The sequence below is a fragment of the Streptomyces sp. CNT360 genome, from assembly GCF_000424785.1.
Genome location: NZ_AUKO01000018.1, coordinates 212,112 through 231,797 on the forward strand (window position 1 = coordinate 212,112; position 19,686 = coordinate 231,797).

At 70.2% G+C, this 19,686-nt stretch carries 17 protein-coding genes and 2 riboswitches; of the genes, 3 read left to right on the forward strand and 14 right to left on the reverse strand.

The features are described 5' to 3' along the window. Window positions 1-138: 138 nt before the first annotated feature. A complete protein-coding gene (locus H297_RS0116935) occupies window positions 139-645 on the forward strand; it encodes a hypothetical protein (protein ID WP_027738036.1) in 507 nt (168 codons plus the stop codon). Window positions 646-888: 243 nt separating this feature from the next. Here the strand turns inward: H297_RS0116935 and H297_RS0116940 are convergent, their stop codons facing one another. The 7 genes from H297_RS0116940 to H297_RS36785 form a co-directional block, all read right to left on the reverse strand. Continuing rightward, window positions 889-1,881 (reverse strand): NAD-dependent epimerase/dehydratase family protein, encoded by a 993-nt coding sequence (locus H297_RS0116940; protein WP_027738037.1) that lies wholly within the window; start codon window positions 1,879-1,881, stop codon window positions 889-891. A 2-nt stretch (window positions 1,882-1,883) separates the two neighbouring features. Further along, entirely contained in the window at window positions 1,884-2,762 is an 879-nt protein-coding gene (locus H297_RS0116945; protein ID WP_027738038.1) for an energy-coupling factor ABC transporter ATP-binding protein, read from the reverse strand. After that, on the reverse strand, window positions 2,759-3,625 hold the full coding sequence (locus H297_RS0116950; protein ID WP_027738039.1) for an ABC transporter ATP-binding protein: 867 nt from the start codon (window positions 3,623-3,625) through the stop codon (window positions 2,759-2,761). Before H297_RS0116950 ends, H297_RS0116945 begins: the two co-directional genes overlap by 4 nt. A 2-nt stretch (window positions 3,626-3,627) precedes the next feature. Beyond that, the gene (locus H297_RS0116955) at window positions 3,628-4,425 is read right to left on the reverse strand and encodes a CbiQ family ECF transporter T component (RefSeq protein WP_037794426.1); all 798 of its coding nucleotides are present in this window, start codon (window positions 4,423-4,425) and stop codon (window positions 3,628-3,630) included. A 30-nt stretch (window positions 4,426-4,455) separates the two neighbouring features. Then, window positions 4,456-5,088 (reverse strand): hypothetical protein, encoded by a 633-nt coding sequence (locus H297_RS0116960; RefSeq protein WP_027738041.1) that lies wholly within the window; start codon window positions 5,086-5,088, stop codon window positions 4,456-4,458. A 3-nt stretch (window positions 5,089-5,091) separates the two neighbouring features. Beyond that, entirely contained in the window at window positions 5,092-6,366 is a 1,275-nt protein-coding gene (locus H297_RS36780) for a sialidase family protein (protein ID WP_078514188.1), read from the reverse strand. Window positions 6,367-6,467: 101 nt separating this feature from the next. Further along, window positions 6,468-7,235 carry an FCD domain-containing protein gene (locus H297_RS36785; protein WP_037794428.1) on the reverse strand — a complete coding sequence of 256 codons (768 nt, stop codon included), beginning with the start codon at window positions 7,233-7,235 and terminating at the stop codon, window positions 6,468-6,470. A 211-nt stretch (window positions 7,236-7,446) separates the two neighbouring features. On the opposite strand from H297_RS36785, the gene puuE reads away from it, so the two are divergent. Beyond that, window positions 7,447-8,466, forward strand: a complete 1,020-nt coding sequence (gene puuE, locus H297_RS36790) for an allantoinase PuuE (RefSeq protein ID WP_051351913.1) — start codon at window positions 7,447-7,449, stop codon at window positions 8,464-8,466. A gap of 191 nt (window positions 8,467-8,657) precedes the next feature. Then, on the forward strand, window positions 8,658-9,116 hold the full coding sequence (locus tag H297_RS0116980) for a DUF4279 domain-containing protein (RefSeq protein WP_027738042.1): 459 nt from the start codon (window positions 8,658-8,660) through the stop codon (window positions 9,114-9,116). A gap of 96 nt (window positions 9,117-9,212) precedes the next feature. Here the strand turns inward: H297_RS0116980 and nrdF are convergent, their stop codons facing one another. From nrdF to aceA, 7 genes are all read right to left on the reverse strand, one after another. Continuing rightward, window positions 9,213-10,244, reverse strand: a complete 1,032-nt coding sequence (gene nrdF / locus H297_RS0116985; RefSeq protein WP_078514189.1) for a class 1b ribonucleoside-diphosphate reductase subunit beta — start codon at window positions 10,242-10,244, stop codon at window positions 9,213-9,215. A gap of 31 nt (window positions 10,245-10,275) precedes the next feature. Continuing rightward, window positions 10,276-12,480, reverse strand: a complete 2,205-nt coding sequence (gene nrdE / locus H297_RS0116990) for a class 1b ribonucleoside-diphosphate reductase subunit alpha (protein WP_027738044.1) — start codon at window positions 12,478-12,480, stop codon at window positions 10,276-10,278. Beyond that, entirely contained in the window at window positions 12,420-12,875 is a 456-nt protein-coding gene (nrdI, locus tag H297_RS0116995) for a class Ib ribonucleoside-diphosphate reductase assembly flavoprotein NrdI (protein ID WP_027738045.1), read from the reverse strand. The genes nrdE and nrdI overlap by 61 nt, the downstream gene beginning before the upstream one ends. Window positions 12,876-13,030: 155 nt before the next feature. Further along, a riboswitch (cobalamin riboswitch) is annotated at window positions 13,031-13,266 on the reverse strand. Window positions 13,267-13,387: 121 nt separating this feature from the next. Then, window positions 13,388-13,702, reverse strand: coding sequence for a hypothetical protein (locus tag H297_RS0117000; RefSeq protein ID WP_158693701.1), 315 nt, complete (start codon window positions 13,700-13,702; stop codon window positions 13,388-13,390). An 84-nt stretch (window positions 13,703-13,786) separates the two neighbouring features. After that, on the reverse strand, window positions 13,787-16,111 hold the full coding sequence (gene metE / locus H297_RS0117005; RefSeq protein ID WP_027738047.1) for a 5-methyltetrahydropteroyltriglutamate--homocysteine S-methyltransferase: 2,325 nt from the start codon (window positions 16,109-16,111) through the stop codon (window positions 13,787-13,789). A 158-nt stretch (window positions 16,112-16,269) separates the two neighbouring features. Further along, window positions 16,270-16,494: riboswitch (cobalamin riboswitch) on the reverse strand. Window positions 16,495-16,932: 438 nt separating this feature from the next. Next, window positions 16,933-18,552, reverse strand: a complete 1,620-nt coding sequence (aceB, locus tag H297_RS0117010; RefSeq protein ID WP_037794429.1) for a malate synthase A — start codon at window positions 18,550-18,552, stop codon at window positions 16,933-16,935. 111 nt (window positions 18,553-18,663) lie between these two features. Further along, on the reverse strand, window positions 18,664-19,686 hold a 1,023-nt coding region (aceA, locus tag H297_RS0117015), incomplete at its 5' end, for an isocitrate lyase (RefSeq protein WP_027738049.1).

The window sequence follows — 19,686 nt, forward strand, 5'->3', positions numbered from 1 at the left end:
TGTGCACCGAACCCGGTGGGTCCCGAAGCGACAGTCCTGGCCGTGGCTCTCAACGGGTGGCCGGGACCAGCGGGTTCGCTCACGACGGTAGAGTGACGCCGACCCCCTGACTCGGCATCAGCTACCAGGAGAGGCAGCATGTCCAGGCTCTACGCCGTCACCGGTGCCCCCGGAGCCGGAAAGTCCACCCTCCTGCCACACCTGGCGGCATACGCGTTCGGCACGGTCGACTTCGACGAACTGCCGGACCGCGACGGCAGCTTGCTCGGCATCGACATCACCTCGCCCACGGCGGACTCCGTATGGCCCGCCTACAACAGGCTCTGGGTGAAGATCGCGGCCATGATGCTCCGGGCCGGCGGAGACGTACTGGTGCTGTGCCCCCTGACACCGGCCGAGTGGGCCGTCGCGTCCGCAGCGACCGCGAGTCCGCCGCCCGTCACCTGGGCGCGCCTCGACTGCGCCGACGCGGACCGCCGCACCCGCCTTGCCGCCCGCGGGTGGGGGCCCGAGCAGATCGGGGAAGCACTCAGGGACGCGGAAGAACTGCGGCACGCAGTGAACCGCGAGTTCACCACCTCGGGCCGCAGCCCCGCCCGGACCGCTGCGGCCCTGGGCCTCTGGGTCGACAGCCACACGGCGTAGCCCTCTCCAGAGCAGCCCACCATGGACCGGACCGTGGGCTGCGTCCCGCAACTCCGCTCCGCAATGCACGTCCGCAACCGGCCCCGGCACCGGCGGACTCGTGGGAGACCCCCTCCTCGTCCCGACGCCCGCTCGCCCGGCTCCGCCCCGTCCGAGAAGTTCCGGTGGGGCTTTCCCGGCCGGCAGGACGACGTGGGCGCCCGTGGTGGACCGGATCGGTGAGGGGAACCCGCGTACCGACGGTCATCGTGCGGCCTCGAAGAAGCCCGGGTTGCGGCGTGCCCAGGCGGTGTACTCGGCGATCTGGTCCGCGAGCGCGGACGGTTTCCAGGACAGTTCCCGCCGTGCCTTGTCGGACGGGTAGACGCCGTTCTTGCCGTACTCGGTGGCCGGGTCCATGTCGGCGTCGGCCTCCGCGGCCGGCACCGTGAGCGCCTCGACTCCGAAGAGCTGCAGGAGTTCGGGCACGCCGGTGCGGACGCCGCTGGAGATGTTGTAGGTGCCGGATCCGCTCCCCTCCCCGCGAGCGAGCAGGCGCAGGGCGCGGACGGCCTCCGGGGCGCTGAGCCAGTCGCCGCCCGCGGCGAGGGTGCGCTCGGTGAGCCGGGCGGGCCGCCCGTGCACCGCCGCGGCGGCGAGATGGTAGGGGAGCGACATGACGGCGCGGCCGGAGCTGAGCCGTTCCATGGGACCGAACACCTTGGTCAGACGGACGATCGGGACGTCGAGGCCGTACAGCCGGGCGAACCGCCGGGCGACGAGTTCGCCTGCCACCTTGCTGATGCCGTACATCTCGTCGGGCGCCGTCGCGGCATCCTCGGGCAGCGAGCGCTCCGGGGAATCCCCGTAGACGGCACCGCTGCTGAGAAGAAGGACGCGCCGTACTCCGTCGGTGCGCCGGGCCGCATCCAGGACGTTCGCCGTGCCGTCGACGTTGACGCGGACGAAGCGTGCGGGGTCGGACAGCTCGGTCGCCGCGTCGTGGGTGACGGTGGCACCGTGGACGATCACGTCCGGGGCGCTCGTCGCGACCGCTTCGGCCACCGCCTCCGGGTCGGCCACATCGGCGCGGAGATGACGGACGCGGTCCCCGTGTCCGGCGAGGTACGCGGCGAACGCGTCGTCGGGGTCGTGCAGATCGAGGGCGGTGACGAGGGCGTCGGGCTCGGCGGAGAGGAGTTCTTGGACCAGGACACTCATGACGAAGCCGCGTGCTCCGGTGACGAGACAGCGCATGTTCAGCAGACCTTGTCGTCGGGAAGAGAAGAGGGGCGGGACCGGGCGGGGACGCCGCTCATCTCGCGGACGGCGTCGTCCACCGTGAGCACTCCGGTGAAGCCGAGTTCGGCGGCGAGCAGCGCCGCCTGCGGGGGCCGGATGTTGGTCTCCTGGAGGACTTCGCGTCGGGAGAAGACCTCGGCGGGCGTGCCGTCGGTGAGGACGTGGCCCTTGCGCATGGCGATGACGCGGGTGGCGTACTCGGCAACCAGGGCCATGTCGTGGGAGATGATGACGACTGTGCGGCCCTGGGCGTGGTGATGGGCGAGCGAGTCGAGGATCTTGCGGGACTCGGCCCGGTCCTGACCGGTGGTGGGCTCGTCGACCACCATGACGTCGCATCCCATGATCAGGGTGGAGGCGATGGCGAGGCGCTGGCGTTCGCCCCGGGACAGGTGGATGGGGTTGAGCTCCTCGCGCCCGTCGAGTCCGACCAGGTCCAGGGTCTCGGACACCTGCCGGGCCAGGGTGGCAAGGGCGGCGCCGAGGTTGCGCGGGCCGTACTCCAGTTCCTCGCGGCAGGTGTCGTGGAAGATCTGCCGGTCCGGGTTCTGGAAGACGTACCCGACGGTGCGGGCGATGTGGTGCAGCCGCGTCTCGCGGGTGTCGACCGTCTCGCCGTCACGGGTGTGCAGGCGGACCGCTCCGCCGGGGTTGGTCGGCCGGAGCAGGCCGTTGAAGTGCTTGGCGAGCGTGGTCTTGCCTGAGCCGTTCTTGCCGATGATCGCGACGAACTCGCCACGTCCGATGGTCAGGTCCACCCCGGCCAGGGCCTTGGTGGTCCCACCGTAGGCATGCTCGACGTCCGAGAGCGCGATGACGGTGTCCGGGTGGTTCATGGGCGGATCCTGTCGCTGTGCGGGGCGTCGGTCATCGACTGCCAGGCGCCCACCGCTGCCGGGACGGACAAGGGGAGCTCGGCTTCCCAGCGGCCCCCCTCACGCAGGCGCAGAGCGATGTCGAGGACCTGGGGCCGGTCGGGTGCCGACGAGCCGGTGAGTACCTGACGTGGAGTGCCCACGGCCTCGATCCGGCCCTGGCGCATCACGAGAAGGCGGTCGGCGTGGACGGCGAGTTCCTCGATCTTGTGCTCGACGATGACGACGGTGACGCCCTCGTCGGCCAGGACCCGGACGGCGTCCATCACGCCCTCGGTGCCGGCCGGGTCGAGTTCGGACGTGGGCTCGTCCAGGAGCATGATCCGTGGGCTGAGGCAGAAGATCGAGGCGACGACGACGCGTTGCTTCTCGCCGCCCGACAGGGCGTGGGTGAACCGGTCGAGCAGGCTGCCGATGTCGAACAGGTCGGCGGCCCGGCGCAGGCGTCGGTCGATCTCCGGGACGGGGATGCCCCGGTTCTCCATGCCCCAGACCAGCTCCTCGCGCACGACGGTGTTGACGAGCTGGACCTCGGGGTCCTGCATGACGAGGCCGACGGTCTCGGTGATCTCGGCGAGGCCGGAGAAGTCCGTCAGGGAGCGTCCGAAGACCGCGATCTCACCGCGCATGGCGGCGTCGTCCTCGTGCCGTGGGATGACCCCGGACAGACACTGCAGGAGAGTGGACTTGCCGGCGCCGGTCGGGCCGAGGATGCCCAGGATCTCGCCCGGGGCCACCTCGAAGCCGACCTCGTCGAGAGCGCGCCGGTCGGCTCCCTCGTAGCGGGCGGTCAGTCCGGAGACCGCCAGTGCTGGTGCGGTCATGGTCACGCCCCTTCGGTGAACGGTGCGGGCAGTTGCCACTGCATGGCGAAGAGCGCGGCGGCCAGCAGGAGGACGCCGAGGAGGAGAAGGGTGTCGCCCGCCCGGAACGAGGAGGAGGTGTGGAAGGTCCGCGGGCCCGGCAGGCTGTAGCCGCGCAGCTCCATCGACAGGGCGATCTGGCTGCTGCGCTTCATGGAGCCGGCCAGCATGGGGAAGAGCATCCGGACGATGGCCCGGCCGCGGCGCAGCGGGTGGCGCGAACTGCTCTCGGCCGATCCGCGGACCGCCATGGCGGTGAGCAGTGTGCGGGCCTCGTCCTGCAGCAGCGGCAGGAAGCGGAAGGCGAAGCTCGTCAGGTAGGCGAACTTGTAGGGCACGCCCACCTTGTGCAGCGCGAGCGCGATCTCCGACGGGCTGGTGGTCACCGAGAACCCGTAGAAGCAGATGCCCATGGCGAACAGGCGCATCCCGATGCCCAGTCCCAGGAGCACCCCCGACCGGGAGAGGGACACCCCGCCGATCGTGGCGAGCGTCGGCCCGCCCTGGACGAGAGCTTGCAGGAGAACCAGCAGCAGGACGAGCGGGATGACGAGCAGCAGGGCCTTGGCGTACGAGCGGGGAGTGAGGCGTGCAAGAGCGGCCAGGCCGATGACGACGACGGCGGTGAGCGCGACCAGGACGTCGATGCGGGTCGTCGTCAGGGCGACGACGAGGACGACGATGATGGCGGCGATCTTCGCGCGCGCGTCGGCACGGTGCAGGAACGTCCTGCCGGGCTGGTAGAGCATGGTTCCGCTCATCGGGGCAGCTCCCTGGTTCGGTGGGACCGGTCAGATCGCATCGGCCGCCGCCTTGAGGTCGCGCTGCTTCGGGACGAGCCCGGTGTTGACCAGTCGGCGCATGATCCCGTAGGTGATGAAGGAGCCGACGAGGTAGCAGGGTTGGACGACGAGGATCTGTCCGGTGATGAAGCCCCAGGGCAGGTGGAGGATGAGACGGTTGCCCACGCCGAACATCAGAGCGTCGGCCAGGCCGCCGATCTGCCCGATGAGGACGAGCTGCCACAGCTTGAGGCCCTTGTCCCTGGACTTCATGACCCAGACCAGGAGCGCCACAGGGACCGCGTGCGCGGCGTTGGTGAGGAACAGGAAGGGCGCCATCGGCTGGGAGGCCGTGAGGTTGGAGATGACCGGGTTGATCCACGCGGTGATCAGCGCCCCGGTCAGTCCGTAGAACGCGGCGGCGGGTACCCAGATCGCACAGACCACGATGGCCGAGACGATCGGAACGCTGCCGCCGGTCAGGGCGAGATCCAGGCGCTCGGTGATCTGGAGGATCACCGCCATGGTGAGACCGAGGAACACGCACGTGATGATGGTGCGGGTGTCCCGGGGCAGGAGCCGGAACTTCCAGTTGGGGAGCGTCGTCCACCGCTTGGCCGACAGTGACGGTGTCGTTGCCATGGATCATTCCTCTGCTGGTGAGTGCGGGTGCGGCGGCCGGGGGGCGCCCTCCGCGGGGTGGTCGGCGGGATCGCCGTGGTCGCCTGGCACCCGGTGGTGGCCGGGTGCGGGCCGTGCGGACCCGCCGCCCGCCGGCTCGGGACGGGCCAGGGCGCGGTTGACGAGGACACGGGCTGCGGAGCCGGCGCTGTCCATCCGGCCGGCCAGGATGTCGGCCTCGGTGAAGCGGGCCAGATAGATGCCCCGGTCGCCGAAGCGGTCGTGGTCGTAGACGACGAACAGTTGGCCGTCGGGGCCGATGGCGGCGTCCGGGTAGGAGACGTCGTCGCGGTCGTCCAGCAGCAGCCGGTGCGGCCAGGTCGCGCCGTCGTCGTCGCTGAGAAAGGCGGTGAGGTTGGTGCGGCCCTTCCACTCCTTGACGTTGCCCTGCTGCTCGATCTCCGCCCGGGACCGCCGGTCGCCGAAGTCCGCATGGTTGATCATGAGCAGCCGGCCCGAGGGCAGCCGCCGGATGTGGAAGCGGGAGCAGGGGCCGTCGACGTGGCTGCGGCGGCCGGGCGACCAGGTCTTGCCGCCGTCGTCGGAGAAGCTCTCGCCCATGCCGTCGAAGCACCGCACGAGCATCCACAGACCGCCGTCGCGCTTCTCCACGACCATGTGCTCGTCGAAGCTGCGATTGGGCACGTCGGCTCCGCCGAGGTAGCTGATCGTCTCGCCCTCGTCGGTGGAGGCGTAGACGTTGGAGAACCGCTCCGCCGCCAGCGGGTGCTCCTCGGTGGGGGTGTGGCAGGCCCAGATGGCAGTGGGGAACAGCCAGGTCCCGTCGGAGAGCACGGTGGGCTTGTTCATCATGAGCCCGTTGGCGATGCGGCGCGGCTCCGACCAGACCGGCTCGTCGTCGTCCGGGTTGTCGCTGATGGCGGCCCAGGTGCCGACCCGGCCGTCGAAGAAGTCGCGGCTCTGGTTCCACGTCAGCCAGAGCCGGTCGTTCGGGTCGCGCCACAGACAGGGGTCGTAGACGCGGATCTCGGGGTCGTCGTGCTCCACGACGAACCGGGGGCCGTCCCAGGTCGCGCCGTCGTCGTCGCTGCTGGTGACGACGACGAAGTTGCCCCCTGTCTCCGTGTCCATGCCGGTGTACCAGTTGACGTGGAGCCGGCCGCCACGAGTGCGCTCGATCGACGGAATGCCCTGCCACTTGCGGTGCTCGTCCTGGTACCTGGCGTGGGTGGGGCGCGAGGAGATCCGGGCGGGGGCCATGGCGCCTGTCTGGGGCATGCCTGCTCCTGTCGTGGGGTGGTGCGGTGCCGCCGGTTGTGCGGCGGTGCACGACAGTGTTGGCCAGCCCTTCGGTGTCTGTCAATACTGACAGACGCTGCTCATCCGGACGTCACCTCGGGTACCCACTCCAGCAGCCTCTGGACCAGTACCTCGTTGCCGCCGACAACCGATGTCTCCACGGCCGCGATCATCGCCTCGAAATGCGCCCGCATGGCCTCCTCGGCGCCCCCCGGATCGCGGTGCGTGATCCGGTCCAGGACCGCCGTGTGCTCGGCAACCACCTGCTCCTCCTCCCGCCGGGTCGCCAGCACCGTGTCGAGTACCGCCTCCACCCGGTCCAGCCGCGGGGCGAGCATCATCTCGGCGGCCACCTTGAGCATCCGGTTGGTCGACATGCCGACGACGCCCCGGTGGAAGCTGAGCCCCGGCTGCTCGATCATCGGCGCGCTGCCGACCACCCGGGCGTGCTGCTCGCACAGGTCCCGCAGCTCGGTCAGCCGGTCCTCCTGCGGGGCGCGCGCGGCGTCGCCCGCAGCCGCGCTCTCCACGGCGAGCCGCGCCCTGAGCAGGTCGAGGAGGTCCTTGGTGTCGCGTACCGCGTGCTGCAGCGAGTCGGAGGTGCGGTGGGTCAGGACCGTCTCCGCGGCGCGGCGCCGCCCCTCGGGGGCGAGGACGCGGCCTTTGGCGCCCACGGGGCGGGTCCACCCTCTGGCGTCCATCTCCCGCAGCAGCCGCGAGACGGAGGACTCGCTCAGCTCCCTGCCCCGCCGCGCCAGTTCGCGTTGAGCGTTGCGCGTGCCCAGCGGGCCGCTCGACGCCGACAACAGCTGGAGGAGCGCGAGCATGGCTCCTTCGCGGTCGTTCATGGTCTTCCTCTCACTCGTCCCGCCGGACACTCCCCGCCGGCCGTTCCGCCCCGCTCGGCGGGGGAGGGGCGGCGGCGACGAGGCTGCGCACTTGACGCGGACCGCTCCGCCGACGATGGTTGGTCAAAACTGACCAGCGCCTGCCGGGCTCAGGATACCGCGCCCGATCCTGTGGCGGCACGGCCTTCCGCGATCGAGGCGGGTACTTCTGATGACACTCCCTTCCCCCTCCGGCCCCGCCGGCCCCTCCGGATCCTCCGGCCCAGCCGCTCACTACCCTCGCGACCTGGCAGGCTACGGCGGACTGCCGCCGCACGCACAGTGGCCCGGCGGGGCAAAGGTGGCCGTGCAGTTCGTCGTCAACGTCGAGGAGGGCGGCGAGAACAACGTCCTGCACGGCGACGACGCCTCGGAGGCCTTTCTCACCGAGGAGCCGACCACCGCGCTGCGGGGCCGCCGCAACCTCAACGTCGAATCGCAGTACGAGTACGGCACCCGGGCCGGATTCTGGCGGCTGCACCGGCTGTTCGAGGAGCGCGGGCTGCCGGTGACGGTCTTCGGCATCGCGGAGTCGTTGCGCCGCAACCCCGGCCTGGTGCGGGCCGCGCGGGGGTCCGACTGGGAGATCGCCTCGCACTCGTTGCGGTGGATCAACTACGCCGGACTCGACCCGGAGACCGAGCGCGAGCACATCGAACGGGCCGTGCGCATCCACACCGAGGTGTGCGGGCACGCGCCGCTCGGCTGGTACACGGGGCGCAACAGCGCCGACACCCGCCGGCTCGTGGTCGAGCACGGAGGTTTCCTCTACGACTCGGACTCCTTCGGTGACGACCTGCCGTACTGGGTGGACGTCGAGGGCACAGCCCAACTCGTGGTCCCCTACACCCTCGACAACAACGACGGCCGGTACCTCAACACCTACGGCTTCCAGTCGGAGTCGTTCTCGGCCTACCTCACGCGGGCCCTGGAACTCCTGCTGGAGGAGGGTGCACAGCGGCCGCGGATGATGAGTGTCGGGCTCCACCTGCGCATCAGCGGGCGCCCCGGACGCGCCGCCGACCTGCGCCGCTTCCTCGACCTCGTGGCCGGGCACCCCGATGTCTGGGTCGCCCGGCGGGTGGACATCGCCCGCCACTGGCGCTCCACCCACCCGGCGGCACAGTGGCTGCCGCACGCCGGAGACCCCCTGGCGGCCGCCGACCCGCTCCCGGCCCGGCCGGGGCTGTGAGCCCGTCGACGAGGTTTCCTCCGCGCTCGGGGCGAGTGGCATCGCGCTCTTTCGAAGTCGGTGCCAGCGGTGTTGCGTTGTGTGCCTGGTGTTGCAGTGCTGCGTGCCGACGGCCGGGACATCGACTCGCTGCTGGTGGTGGTGGGCCGTGGCGCTGACATCGACGTGGCCGTACGGCTATCATCCCCGGGATGCCGCTTCGCCAGTACGCCTACTTCGCGCTGTTCAGCCGGCACACCTCGGCAGACGGCATGACCTCACGGCTGGGCATCAGCCCTGACGAGGTGACTGTTCGCGGTAGCCGGTGCACCGAGCCGACGGTGGTTCCGGTCGACCACTCGTGGAGGGTTGTCTGCCGGGAGCCGGGCCTGTGCGTCGACGAGCAGATCACCCGCGTTCTCGGCAGGCTCCAGCCCCACACGGACCGCATCTGCGACCTCACCCGGCAGCTGACCGGTACCGGCGACGGCGCAGTGCTTCAGGTCGTGCGCTACTTCGACGCCACCGACCGAACCCGTCCGGGCGCGGCGGACGCCCGCGACCTCTTGGGTTGGCACCTCGACCGCGAGGTCCTGGACTTCCTCAAAGTCACCGGAGCCGAGCTCGACATCGACGAGTACGACATGGCCGGAGCCGAGGACGCCGGGTGAGCACACGACCTCGTGGTCACCCGGCACATGGGCGAGCGGGTGTGGGGCTCCCGATGCGGTACGTGAGCCCCACACTGCGCTGGCGGCGAGGCAGGGTCAGAAGTCCCAGTCGTCGTCGTCCGTGTCCTCGGCCTTGCCCATGACGTAGGAGGAGCCGGAGCCGGAGAAGAAGTCGTGGTTCTCGTCCGAGCCGGGGGAGAGGGCGGCCAGGATCTCCGGGTTGACCTCGGTCTCCGCGGCGGAGAAGCGGGTGTCGTAGCCGAGGTTCATCAGGGCCTTGTTGGCGTTGTACCGGACGAATACGGCGACGTCGTCCATCAGGCCGAGAGGCTCGTACAGTTCCCCGGAGTAGGCGAGTTCGAGTGCGTAGAGCTCCTCCAGGAAGGCGAAGGTGAACTCGCGCATCTCCTCGCGCTCGGCCGCCGTGCGCTTCTCCAGGCCGCGCTGGTACTTGTAGCCCGAGTAGTAGCCGTGCACCGCCTTGTCCCGCAGGATCAGCCGGATCATGTCGGCGGTGTTCGTCAGCATCGCATGGCAGGAGAAGTGCAGCGGGAGGTAGAAACCCGCGTACAGCAGCAGCGACGACAGGAGGGTGGCGGCGACCTTGCGCTTGAGCGGATCGTCCCCGTAGTAGTGCGCCAGGACCTTCTTGGCCCGCTGCTGGAGGACGTCGTTGCCCACGGCCCAGCGGTAGGCGTCGTCGATCTCGGGGGTGGTGGAGAGGGTGGAGAAGACCGAGGAGTAGCTGCGGGCGTGCACGGCCTGCATGAAGGCGATGTTGGTGTAGACGGCCTCCTCGTGCTCGGTGCGCGCGTCCTGGATCTGGGCGATCTCGCCGACGGTCGCCTGCACGGTGTCGAGCAGGGTCAGGCCGGTGAACACCCGCATGGTCAGCGTGCGTTCCTCGGGCGTGAGCCGCTGCTGCCACGCCTGGAGATCGTTGGAGAGCGGGACCTTCTCGGGCAGCCAGAAGTTGGAGGTGAGCCGGTTCCAGACCTCCAGGTCCTTCTCGTCGGTGACCCGGTTCCAGTTGACAGGGCGCAGCCGGGCGGATGGGTCGTGACGGAAGAACGGAGGCGTGGCCGAGTTCGCCAGCAGGTCGGTCACGGGCGCTTCGGTGGTGGTCATGTGCGAGCCTTCGCGGACGTTACGGGGACGGTCACAGGGTGCAGGAGAGGCAGTTCTCGATCTCGGTACCTTCCAGGGCCTCCTGGCGCAGTCGGATGTAGTAGAGAGTCTTGATGCCCTTGCGCCAGGCGTGGATCTGCGCCCTGTTCAGGTCGCGGGTGGTGGCCGTGTCACGGAAGAAGAGGGTGCAGCTCAGGCCCTGGTCCACGTGCTGGGTCGCCGCCGCGTAGGTGTCGATGATCTTCTCGGGGCCGATCTCGTACGCGTCCTGGAAGTACTCCAGGTTGTCGTTGTCCATGTGCGGCGCCGGGAAGTAGACGCGGCCGAGCTTGCCCTCCTTGCGAATCTCGATCTTGGAGGCGATCGGGTGGATGGAGGCGGTCGCGTTGTTGATGTAGCTGATCGAGCCGGTCGGCGGCACGGCTTGGAGGTACTGGTTGTAGATGCCGTGCTGCTGGACGGAGCGCTTCAGCTCCCGCCAGTCCTCCGGGGTGGGCAGTGCGATCCCGGACGCGGCGAAGAGCTTGGCGACCTGCTCGGTGGCCGGCTCCCACACCTGCTCGGTGTACTTGTCGAAGTAGGAGCCGTCCGCGTAGCCGGACTCCGCGAACCCGGCGAAGGCCTTGCCGCGCTCGATCGCCATCCGGTTGGAGGCGCGCAGGGCGTGATAGGTGACGGCGTAGAAGTACATGTTCGTGAAGTCGACGCCCTCCTCGCTGCCGTAGTGGATGCGCTGCGAGGCGAGGTAGCCGTGCAGGTTCATCTGGCCCAGGCCGATGGAGTGGGAGAGCGCGTTGCCGTTGGCGACGGAGGGGACGGCGCCGATGTCCGACTGGTCGGAGACGGCGGTCAGACCTCGCACGGCGGTCTCGACGGTGGCGCCGAGGTCGGGGGAGGCCATGGCGGCAGCGATGTTGAGCGAGCCCAGGTTGCAGGAGATGTCCCGGCCCACCTGCTCGTAGCCGATCGCCTGGTCGTAGGTGCTGGGCGTGTTGACCTGGAGGATCTCCGAGCACAGGTTCGACATGTTGATCCAGCCGGGGATCGGGTTGGCCCGGTTGACCGTGTCCTCGAACAGGATGTACGGATAACCCGACTCGAACTGCAGCTCGGCGATGGTCTTGAAGAACTCCCGCGCCGGCACCGTCGTCCTGCGGATGTTCGGGTTGGTGACCATCTCGTCGTAGTGCGCGCTCACCGACAGGTCGGCCAGCGGTTTGCCGTACTCGCGCTCCACGTCGTAGGGCGAGAACAGGTGCATGTCCTCGTTCCGCTTGGCCAGCTCGAAGGTGATGTCCGGGATGACCACGCCGAGGGAGAGGGTCTTGATGCGGATCTTCTCGTCCGCGTTCTCCCGCTTGGTGTCCAGGAACCGCATGATGTCCGGATGGTGCGCGTGCAGATAGACCGCGCCCGCGCCCTGGCGTGCACCGAGCTGGTTGGCGTAGGAGAAGGAGTCCTCCAGCAGCTTCATCACCGGCACGACACCCGAGGACTGGTTCTCGATCTTCTTGATCGGGGCGCCCTGCTCGCGCAGGTTGGACAGCAGGAGCGCCACACCTCCGCCCCGCTTGGAGAGCTGGAGCGCGGAGTTGACGCCGCGTCCGATGGACTCCAGATTGTCCTCCACCCGCAGCAGGAAGCAGGAGACCAGTTCACCGCGCTGTGCCTTGCCCGCGTTGAGGAAGGTGGGGGTGGCGGGCTGGAAGCGGCCGGTGAGGATCTCGTCCACCAGGCGGGAGGCCAGCTCCTGGTCGCCTGCGCCCAGGTAGAGGGCGGTGGCGACGACCCGGTCCTCGAAACGCTCCAGGTAGCGGCGCCCGTCGAAGGTCTTGAGCGTGTAGGAGGTGTAGTACTTGAACGCGCCGAGGAACGTGGCGAACCGGTGCTTGTGCGCGTATGCCTGCCGGTACAGCGACGTGAGGAACGCCTCGTCGTACCGGCGGAACGGCGCGGCCTCGTAGTAGTCGTTATCGATCAGGTAGGCGAGCTTCTCCTCCACCGAGTCGAACACCACCGTGTTCGGGTTCACGTGCTGGAGGAAGTACTGGCGTACGGCTTCCCGGTCCTTGTCGAACTGGATGCTGCCGTAGCAGTCGTAGATGTTCAGCATCGCGTTGAGCGCGTGGTAGTCCTTGCGCTCCATCGTCGAGACGGGCGAGCCCTCGCCCGCGCTCACGCCGCGGCTGAAGTCCGCGCCGTCCGTACTGCCTGTGTCGACGAGTGTCGTGTCCAAAACCTCTCCAGACCTTCCCGCACGGCACGGACGTCCCGCTCCGTGCCCAGCAACTCGAACCTGTACAGCTCGGGAACCCCGCACTTCGCCGAGATCACCCTTCCGGCCTGGCAGTACGCCTCGCCGAAATTGGTGTTGCCCGACGCGATCACCCCGCGCAGCAGCGACCGGTTCTCCGCATCGTTGAGGAAGCGGATCACCTGCTTGGGCACCGCACCCCTGCCGTTGTCGTGGCCGCCGCCGTACGTCGGCACGATCAGCACATACGGTGCGGCCGCCCGTGGCATGCCCTCCAGCTGGGGGCGCAGAGGGATGCGCTGCGCGGGCAGACCGAGCCGCTCGACAAAGCGCTTGGTGTTCTCCGAGACGCTGGAGAAGTACACAAGACCGCTCACGGTCTGCCGCCTCCTCTCGCTCGTACCCTGTCCCTCCGGGGGCGGGGAGCGGATGCGAGGCAGCACGTGCGCCGGTTCACGGACGGTGACGACCGTGCCCGCTGCGCACACAGCCACGCGGCCCTCCCTCGGGGCCCCGGAGCGCGCACACCACGTCGATGTGCGCACCGATGGCAGGTCTTCGGACTCGCGGGCGCGCCTGCCGGCCACCGGATCCCGGTGACGGCGGGCCTTCTACTGGCCGTCGCTTCCCGGACCCGGGTGGGCCCAGTGCTGTGTGACGGCGGTCGTTCCCGCTCACCGCTGCGGGGCAGTCCCGGACTTTCACCGGGTTCCCTCTTGCCTCGCGGGACGCCGCTGCGCCTCGCGAACCATCAGCGCGGCCAACACTACATCTAGGTGGGGATGCGTGTGGGAGGGGGTACATCTTGTGTCGCGAGGAGTGGGTGGTAGCACGCACATCCGAGCCGTGCCCCGGGTGAGGGAGGCTTGTGCGCTGCTGCGGAGCCGCCTCAGCGCTTCGGCTGCCGCTTCGTCGTGCCCGCACTCCGGCGGGCCCGGTGTATCCGCTCGGGGAGCGCGGTCAGCAGCGAGTCGGCGCCGGGAATGCCGGACGAGGGGTAGGCGCCGTCCCGTCCGCGCAGCGCGGTGTCGAGGGCTTCGAGGTAGTCGGCCGTCTCCAGCAGGGCCTCACGCAGCGTGCGCATCCGTACGCTCTGGCCGCCGAGTTGCCGCCGCATGGCAGCGAGGTTCTCGAAGTCGTGCGGGGTGAGAGCCACCATGGGCTTCCCGTCGATGACGATGTGCTGTGGAGGTCTCCTGGCCATGCCGCCTCCTGTTCGGTGTGCCGACTCGTCTCGTGCCCTGGCGGGGGCGGGCGGTACGGCGTCCGCCCCCGCCGAGGACGTGTCTCAGGACGTGCTGGCGGGCAGCTCCGTGCGGACGGTTCGTGCGGCGGCGACCAGGTTCTCCAGGGAGGCCCGGGTCTCGGGCCAGCCGCGGGTCTTCAGGCCGCAGTCGGGGTTGACCCACAGGCGGTCGGCGGGAATGGCTTCGAGGCCCTTGCGCAGCAGGGCTGTGGCCTCCTCGGTGCTGGGGACGCGGGGGGAGTGGATGTCGTAGACGCCTGGACCGGCCTCGCGCGGGTAGCCGTGCTCGGCCAGTTCGTGTGCGACCTGCATGTGGGAGCGGGCTGCTTCCAGGCTGATGACGTCGGCGTCGAGGTCGTCGATGGCCTGGACGATGTCGCCGAACTCGGCGTAGCACATGTGGGTGTGGATCTGGGTGGCCGGGCGGACGCCCGCGGTGGAGAGGCGGAAGGCATCGGTCGCCCAGGCGAGGTAGACGTCGCGGTCGGCGGCGCGCAGCGGGAGGGTCTCGCGCAGCGCGGGCTCGTCGACCTGGATGACCGAAGTACCCGCGGCCTCCAGATCGCTGACCTCGTCGCGCAGGGCGAGGGCGACCTGGCGTGCTGTCTCTCCGAGGGGCTGGTCGTCGCGGACGAAGGACCAGGCGAGCATGGTGACCGGGCCCGTCAGCATGCCCTTGACGGGGCGCCGGGTCAGCGACTGGGCATAGGTGGTCCAGCGGACCGTCATCGGTTCGGGGCGGGAGATGTCGCCGGCCAGGACCGGCGGGCGCACGTAGCGGGTGCCGTAGGACTGGACCCAGCCGTGCTGGGTGGCCAGGTAGCCGGTGAGCTGCTCGGCGAAGTACTGCACCATGTCGTTGCGCTCGGGCTCACCGTGCACGAGCACGTCGATGCCCGCCTTCTCCTGGAAGGCGAGGACGTCGCGGATCTCGGTCTTGATCCGCTCCTCGTACCCCGCCGTGTCGATGCGGCCGGCGCGCAGGTCGGCGCGGGCGGTGCGCAGCTCGGTCGTCTGCGGGAAGGAGCCGATCGTGGTGGTGGGCAGCAGCGGCAGGCCCAGCCGTGCGCGCTGGGCCTTCGTGCGCTCCGCGTAGGGCTGCGAGCGGCGGGTCTCCGCCTCGGTCACCGCAGCGGCGCGGGCCCGCACCGCCGGGTCGTGGGTGAGCGCGGAGTGGGCACGGGAGGCAAGGTCGGCGCGGTTGGCGGACAGCTCAGCGCTGATGGCGTCGGTGCCCTGCGTCAGCCCCTTGGCGAGGGTGACGATCTCGGTGGTCTTCTGCCGGGCGAAGGCCAGCCAGCGCAGCACCTCCGGGTCGAGGTCGCGTTCGGCCTTCGCGTCGAGCGGTACGTGCAGCATCGAGCAGGAGGCCGCGACATCCACCCGGTCGGCGAGACCCAGGAGGGTACCGAGGGTGGCCAGGGACTTCTCCAGGTCGTTGATCCAGATGTTGCGGCCGTTGACGACCCCGGCCACCAGGCGCTTTCCGGGCAGTCCACCGGCCGCGGCGATCGCGTCCAGGTTGGCGGCAGCCGCCTCGGTGAAGTCGATCGCGAGGCCGTCCACCGGAGCCTTGGCCAGGACGGGCAGGGCGTCGCCGAGCCGGTCGAAGTAGGAGGCGACCAACAGCTTCGGCCGGTCGGTGAGCCCGCCCAGTTCGCGACAGGCGCGGGTGGCGGCTTCCAGCTCCTGCGGGGTGCGGTCCTGGACCAGCGCCGGCTCGTCCAGCTGCACCCACTCGGCGCCCGCGGCCCGCAGATCGGCGAGGATCTCCGCGTACACCGGGAGCAGCTTCTCCAGCAGGCTCAGCGGCTCGAAGTCGGCGGCGACACCCGGCGCGGGCTTGGCCAGCAGGAGGTAGGTGACCGGGCCGACGAGGACCGGACGTGCGGTCAGACCCAGCGCCAGCGCCTCCTTCAGCTCGGCGACCTGCTTGGTGGAGTCGGCGGTGAAGACGGTGTCGGGGCCCAGCTCAGGGACGAGGTAGTGGTAGTTGGTGTCGAACCATTTGGTCATCTCCAGCGGCGCCACGTCCTGGGTGCCGCGCGCCATCGCGAAGTACCCGCCCAGCGCATCGGCCTCGACGGCCGTGCGGTGCCGTTCGGGGAGGGCACCGACCATGACGCTGGTGTCCAGCATGTGGTCGTAGTAGGAGAAGTCACCGGTGGGCACCTCGTGGACGCCGGCACCGGCGAGCTGCTGCCAGTTGGCCTTGCGGAGGTCGGCGGCGGTCTGCCGGAGGGCGTCGGCGGTGACGCGGCCCTTCCAGTACCCCTCGACGGCCTTCTTCAGTTCTCGGTTCGGTCCCTGGCGGGGGTAGCCGTACACGGTGGCCCGTGCTGCCGCGGCTGCGGACTTCGCTGTCACGGAGATCTCCTTCGCGAGACGTCTCGTCGGATACCGGCGAGCACGAGGAGCGAAGGTGACGGAGTACCGGCGGGCGACGGATGCGCGGCCTGCGTCCGTCCACCGGGATATCTGCGCCGACCTGCCCTCGAGGTCACCGGAATGTCCGCACACACAGGGGCGTGTGCGGGCAACGGGCAGGTCTTCGGACTCGCGGGCGCGCGTGCCGGTGGGTTCCGGCAGGCTCCTACTGGCCGTCGCTTCCCGGGCCCGGAAGGGTCCAGTGCTGTGTGACGGCGGTCGTTCCCACTCACCGCTGCGGGGCAGTCCCGGATTTCCACCGGGTTCCCTCTTACGACGCTCCCGCCTGGCGGACGGGGCGAACCAGTTGCCCCGCCAGAGTAGACGCACTGCCGCGACGTTGGGTAGTACGCCCCCTCGGCACCCGGTGCCGGGCCTCTGGTCCCGCACCGGGTGCCCGCCCGCGCCGGCCCCTGAGCCGGTACGGGCACGTACCAGGGACCCTCAGCCCTGGTCGTACGCCTGGGACCGGCGGCCGATCGTGCGGCCCGCCAGTCCCGGCTCCATCATGCGCGGCGGCGGCAGCAGCAGCCGCAGCAGCGTGGCGCGGCGTACCGGGGTTCCTCGGACTTCTCGCAGAGGGAGGCGGCGACGGCCGGCACCGTGTCCACCGTGTCCCGCCTGATCAGACCGGCCGGCTCCAGGAGGCCCCACGGGGCGGGGCGCAGCCCTGGCCCGTGTCCGCGTCGGCCGGTGGCCGCCGACGGCACCGATTCTGCCGAGCCGCGGGCACAGCGGGAGCCACGGTGACGCCCCCCGGATCAGGAACTGGCCTCTTGGCCCACGGCGCGGCGCACAAGGTGCCTCGTGTACGCGTCGGTGGTGAAGTAGGCGGGCAGCTCCCGGCCGAGCGCGGCGCGTGCGAGGACCTCGCGGGCTTCGACGGCCAGTGCGTCCGGGTCCTCCTTCGCCAGCGCGGCGCACTCGCTCTCCAGCAGGTCGAGAACGGTGGCGCGGTCGGCGGCGCCGTGCCGCAGCGACTGCCAGATCTGGCAGCGGGCGATCTCGGCCGCGGCGGTGTCCTCCACCAGGCCGTTCAGCGCGAGGGCGCCCCGGCCGCGCAGCCAGGCGTCGATGTAGCGCAGCGCCACCGCCACGTTGGTGCGGACGCCCTCCCGGGTGGGTGGGCCCGCGGTGCGACGGACCGCGAGCAGGTCGCGGGCGGTGACCTCGACATCGGTGCGCAGGTGCTCGATCTGGTGCGGGCGCCCGGCCAGTACGCCCCCGAAGGCCTCACGGCAGGTGGGCACCAGCGCTGGGTGGGCCACCCAGGAACCGTCGAACCCGTCCTGGGCCTCCCGCTCCTTCTCCAGCCGCACTGCCGCCAGCGAGGCGTCGTCCGCGTGCACACCGCCCCCGGGGATCTGCGCGGTCATGCACCCGACGGCGTGGGCCCCGCGCTTGTGGCAGGTCTGCACGAGCAGGTCGGTGTAGGCCCGAAGGAACGGAACGGTCATGGTGACCGCCGTCCGGTCGGGGAGGACGAAGTCGGGCCGGTGTGCGTAGTTCTTGACGAGGCTGAACAGATAGTCCCAGCGGCCGGCGTTGAGACCCGCGCTGTGCTCGCGGAGCTCGTAGAGGATCTCCTCCATCTCGAAGGCCGCGGTGACGGTCTCTATCAGCGCGGTGGCCCGCACGGTGCCGCGGGGAATCCCCAGCAGGTCCTGGGCGAGGACGAACACGTCGTTCCACAGCCGGGCCTCGTAGTGGTTCTCCAGCTTGGGGAGGTAGAAGTACGGGCCCCGTCCGGCGTCGATCTGCCGCCGCCCGCAGTGGAACAGATACAGCCCGAAGTCCACGAGGGAGGCGGAGGGAGCGCGGCCGTCGACGCGCAGGTGCTCCTCGGTCAGGTGCCAGCCGCGCGGGCGCACGACGATCGTGGCGAGCCGGTCCGGTGCGCCGAGCCGGTACTCCTTGCCCGAGGGTGCGGTGAAGTCGAGGCGCCGTGCGCACGCGTCGCGCAGCACGAGCTGACCGCCCACGATGTTCTGCCAGGTAGGAGAGGTGGCGTCCTCGAAGTCGGCCATCCACACCTGGGCACCGGAGTTGAGCGCGTTGACGGCCGTTCGGCGGGTGGGAGGTGCGCTGAGCTCGACGCGGCGATCGGCCAGACCGGGCGCGGGCGGCGCCACCCGCCAGTCGGGGTCCTCGCGGATCCGGGCGGTGGCCACCGAGAAGTCCAGCGGTTCACCGGAGTTCAGCCGCAGCGTACGACGGCGGCGCTCCGTCAGGATCCGCTGCCGGCGCTCCTCGAACGCGGTGTGCAGGCGGCCGATGAACTCCAGAGCCTCGGGGGTGAGGATCTCGTCGTGCCGGTCACCGGGCGGACCGATCACCTCGACCTGCTGGGTGCCGACCTGCTGGGTGAGGGTGGGAGACATGGGGCGCTCCTCGGGTGAAGAGTCGAAGCGGGGGCGGAGGAAGGAGAGACGGGGCCGCTGAGCCGGGGAGCCGTAGCCGCCGGGGTGGCCGGCGGCTACGTGGGGCGGGGCTCAGTGGAACTGCTCCTCCTCGGTGGAGCCGGTGAGTGCGGTGGTGGTGGAGGCGGGGTTGAGGGCGGTGGAGACGGCGTCGAAGTAGCCGGTGCCGACCTCGCGTTGGTGTTTGACGGCGGTGAAGCCGTCCTGCTGGGCGGCGAACTCCTTCTCCTGGAGGTCGACGTAGGCGGTCATGCCGCTTTCGGCGTAGCCGCGGGCGAGGTCGAACATGCCGTGGTTGAGGGAGTGGAAGCCGGCCAGGGTGATGAACTGGAAGCGGTAGCCCATCGCGCCCAGTTCGCGCTGGAACTTGGCGATCTGGTCGTCGTCGAGTGCGGCCCTCCAGTTGAAGGAGGGAGAGCAGTTGTAGGCGAGCATCTGGTCCGGGTGGCGGGCGTGGACGGCCTCGGCGAACTCGCGGGCCTGCGCCAGGTCGGGTGTGCCGGTCTCCATCCACAGCAGGTCGGCGTAGGGGGCGTAGGCCAGGCCGCGGGCGATGACCGCTTCCATGCCGCTGCGCACCCGGTAGAAGCCCTCGCTGGTGCGCTCGCCGGTGCAAAAACGCGCGTCGCGTTCGTCGACGTCGCTGGTCAGCAGGTTGGCGGCCAGCGCGTCGGTGCGGGCGACGATGAGGGTGGGCACGTCGGCGATGTCGGCGGCCAGGCGGGCGGCGTTGAGGGTGCGGATGTGCTGGGAGGTGGGGACGAGGACCTTGCCGCCCAGGTGGCCGCACTTCTTCTCGGAGGCCAGCTGGTCCTCGTAGTGGATACCGGCCGCACCAGCCGCGATCATCGCCTTGGTCAGTTCGAAGGTGTTGAGAGGGCCGCCGAAGCCGGCCTCGGCGTCGGCCACGACGGGGGCCAGGTAGTCGGTCGTGTCCCCGGCGCCCTCGGCGGTGGCGATCTGGTCGGCCCGCAGCAGCGCGTTGTTGATGCGGCGCACGACCTGCGGCACCGAGTTGGCCGGGTAGAGGCTCTGGTCGGGGTAGGTGTGCCCCGCCAGGTTGGCGTCGGCGGCCACCTGCCAGCCCGACAGATA

What these genes read in the sequence shown, in the direction of transcription:
- H297_RS0116935 (WP_027738036.1), top strand. Translation starts at nt 139, where the DNA reads ATGTCCAGGCTCTACGCCGTCACCGGTGCCCCCGGAGCCGGAAAGTCC.
- H297_RS0116940 (WP_027738037.1), bottom strand. Translation starts at nt 1,881, where the DNA reads ATGCGCTGTCTCGTCACCGGAGCACGCGGCTTCGTCATGAGTGTCCTG.
- H297_RS0116945 (WP_027738038.1), bottom strand. Translation starts at nt 2,762, where the DNA reads ATGAACCACCCGGACACCGTCATCGCGCTCTCGGACGTCGAGCATGCC.
- H297_RS0116950 (WP_027738039.1), bottom strand. Translation starts at nt 3,625, where the DNA reads ATGACCGCACCAGCACTGGCGGTCTCCGGACTGACCGCCCGCTACGAG.
- H297_RS0116955 (WP_037794426.1), bottom strand. Translation starts at nt 4,425, where the DNA reads ATGAGCGGAACCATGCTCTACCAGCCCGGCAGGACGTTCCTGCACCGT.
- H297_RS0116960 (WP_027738041.1), bottom strand. Translation starts at nt 5,088, where the DNA reads ATGGCAACGACACCGTCACTGTCGGCCAAGCGGTGGACGACGCTCCCC.
- H297_RS36780 (WP_078514188.1), bottom strand. Translation starts at nt 6,366, where the DNA reads ATGCCCCAGACAGGCGCCATGGCCCCCGCCCGGATCTCCTCGCGCCCC.
- H297_RS36785 (WP_037794428.1), bottom strand. Translation starts at nt 7,235, where the DNA reads ATGAACGACCGCGAAGGAGCCATGCTCGCGCTCCTCCAGCTGTTGTCG.
- puuE (WP_051351913.1), top strand. Translation starts at nt 7,447, where the DNA reads ATGACACTCCCTTCCCCCTCCGGCCCCGCCGGCCCCTCCGGATCCTCC.
- H297_RS0116980 (WP_027738042.1), top strand. Translation starts at nt 8,658, where the DNA reads ATGCCGCTTCGCCAGTACGCCTACTTCGCGCTGTTCAGCCGGCACACC.
- nrdF (WP_078514189.1), bottom strand. Translation starts at nt 10,244, where the DNA reads ATGACCACCACCGAAGCGCCCGTGACCGACCTGCTGGCGAACTCGGCC.
- H297_RS0117000 (WP_158693701.1), bottom strand. Translation starts at nt 13,702, where the DNA reads ATGGCCAGGAGACCTCCACAGCACATCGTCATCGACGGGAAGCCCATG.
- aceB (WP_037794429.1), bottom strand. Translation starts at nt 18,552, where the DNA reads ATGTCTCCCACCCTCACCCAGCAGGTCGGCACCCAGCAGGTCGAGGTG.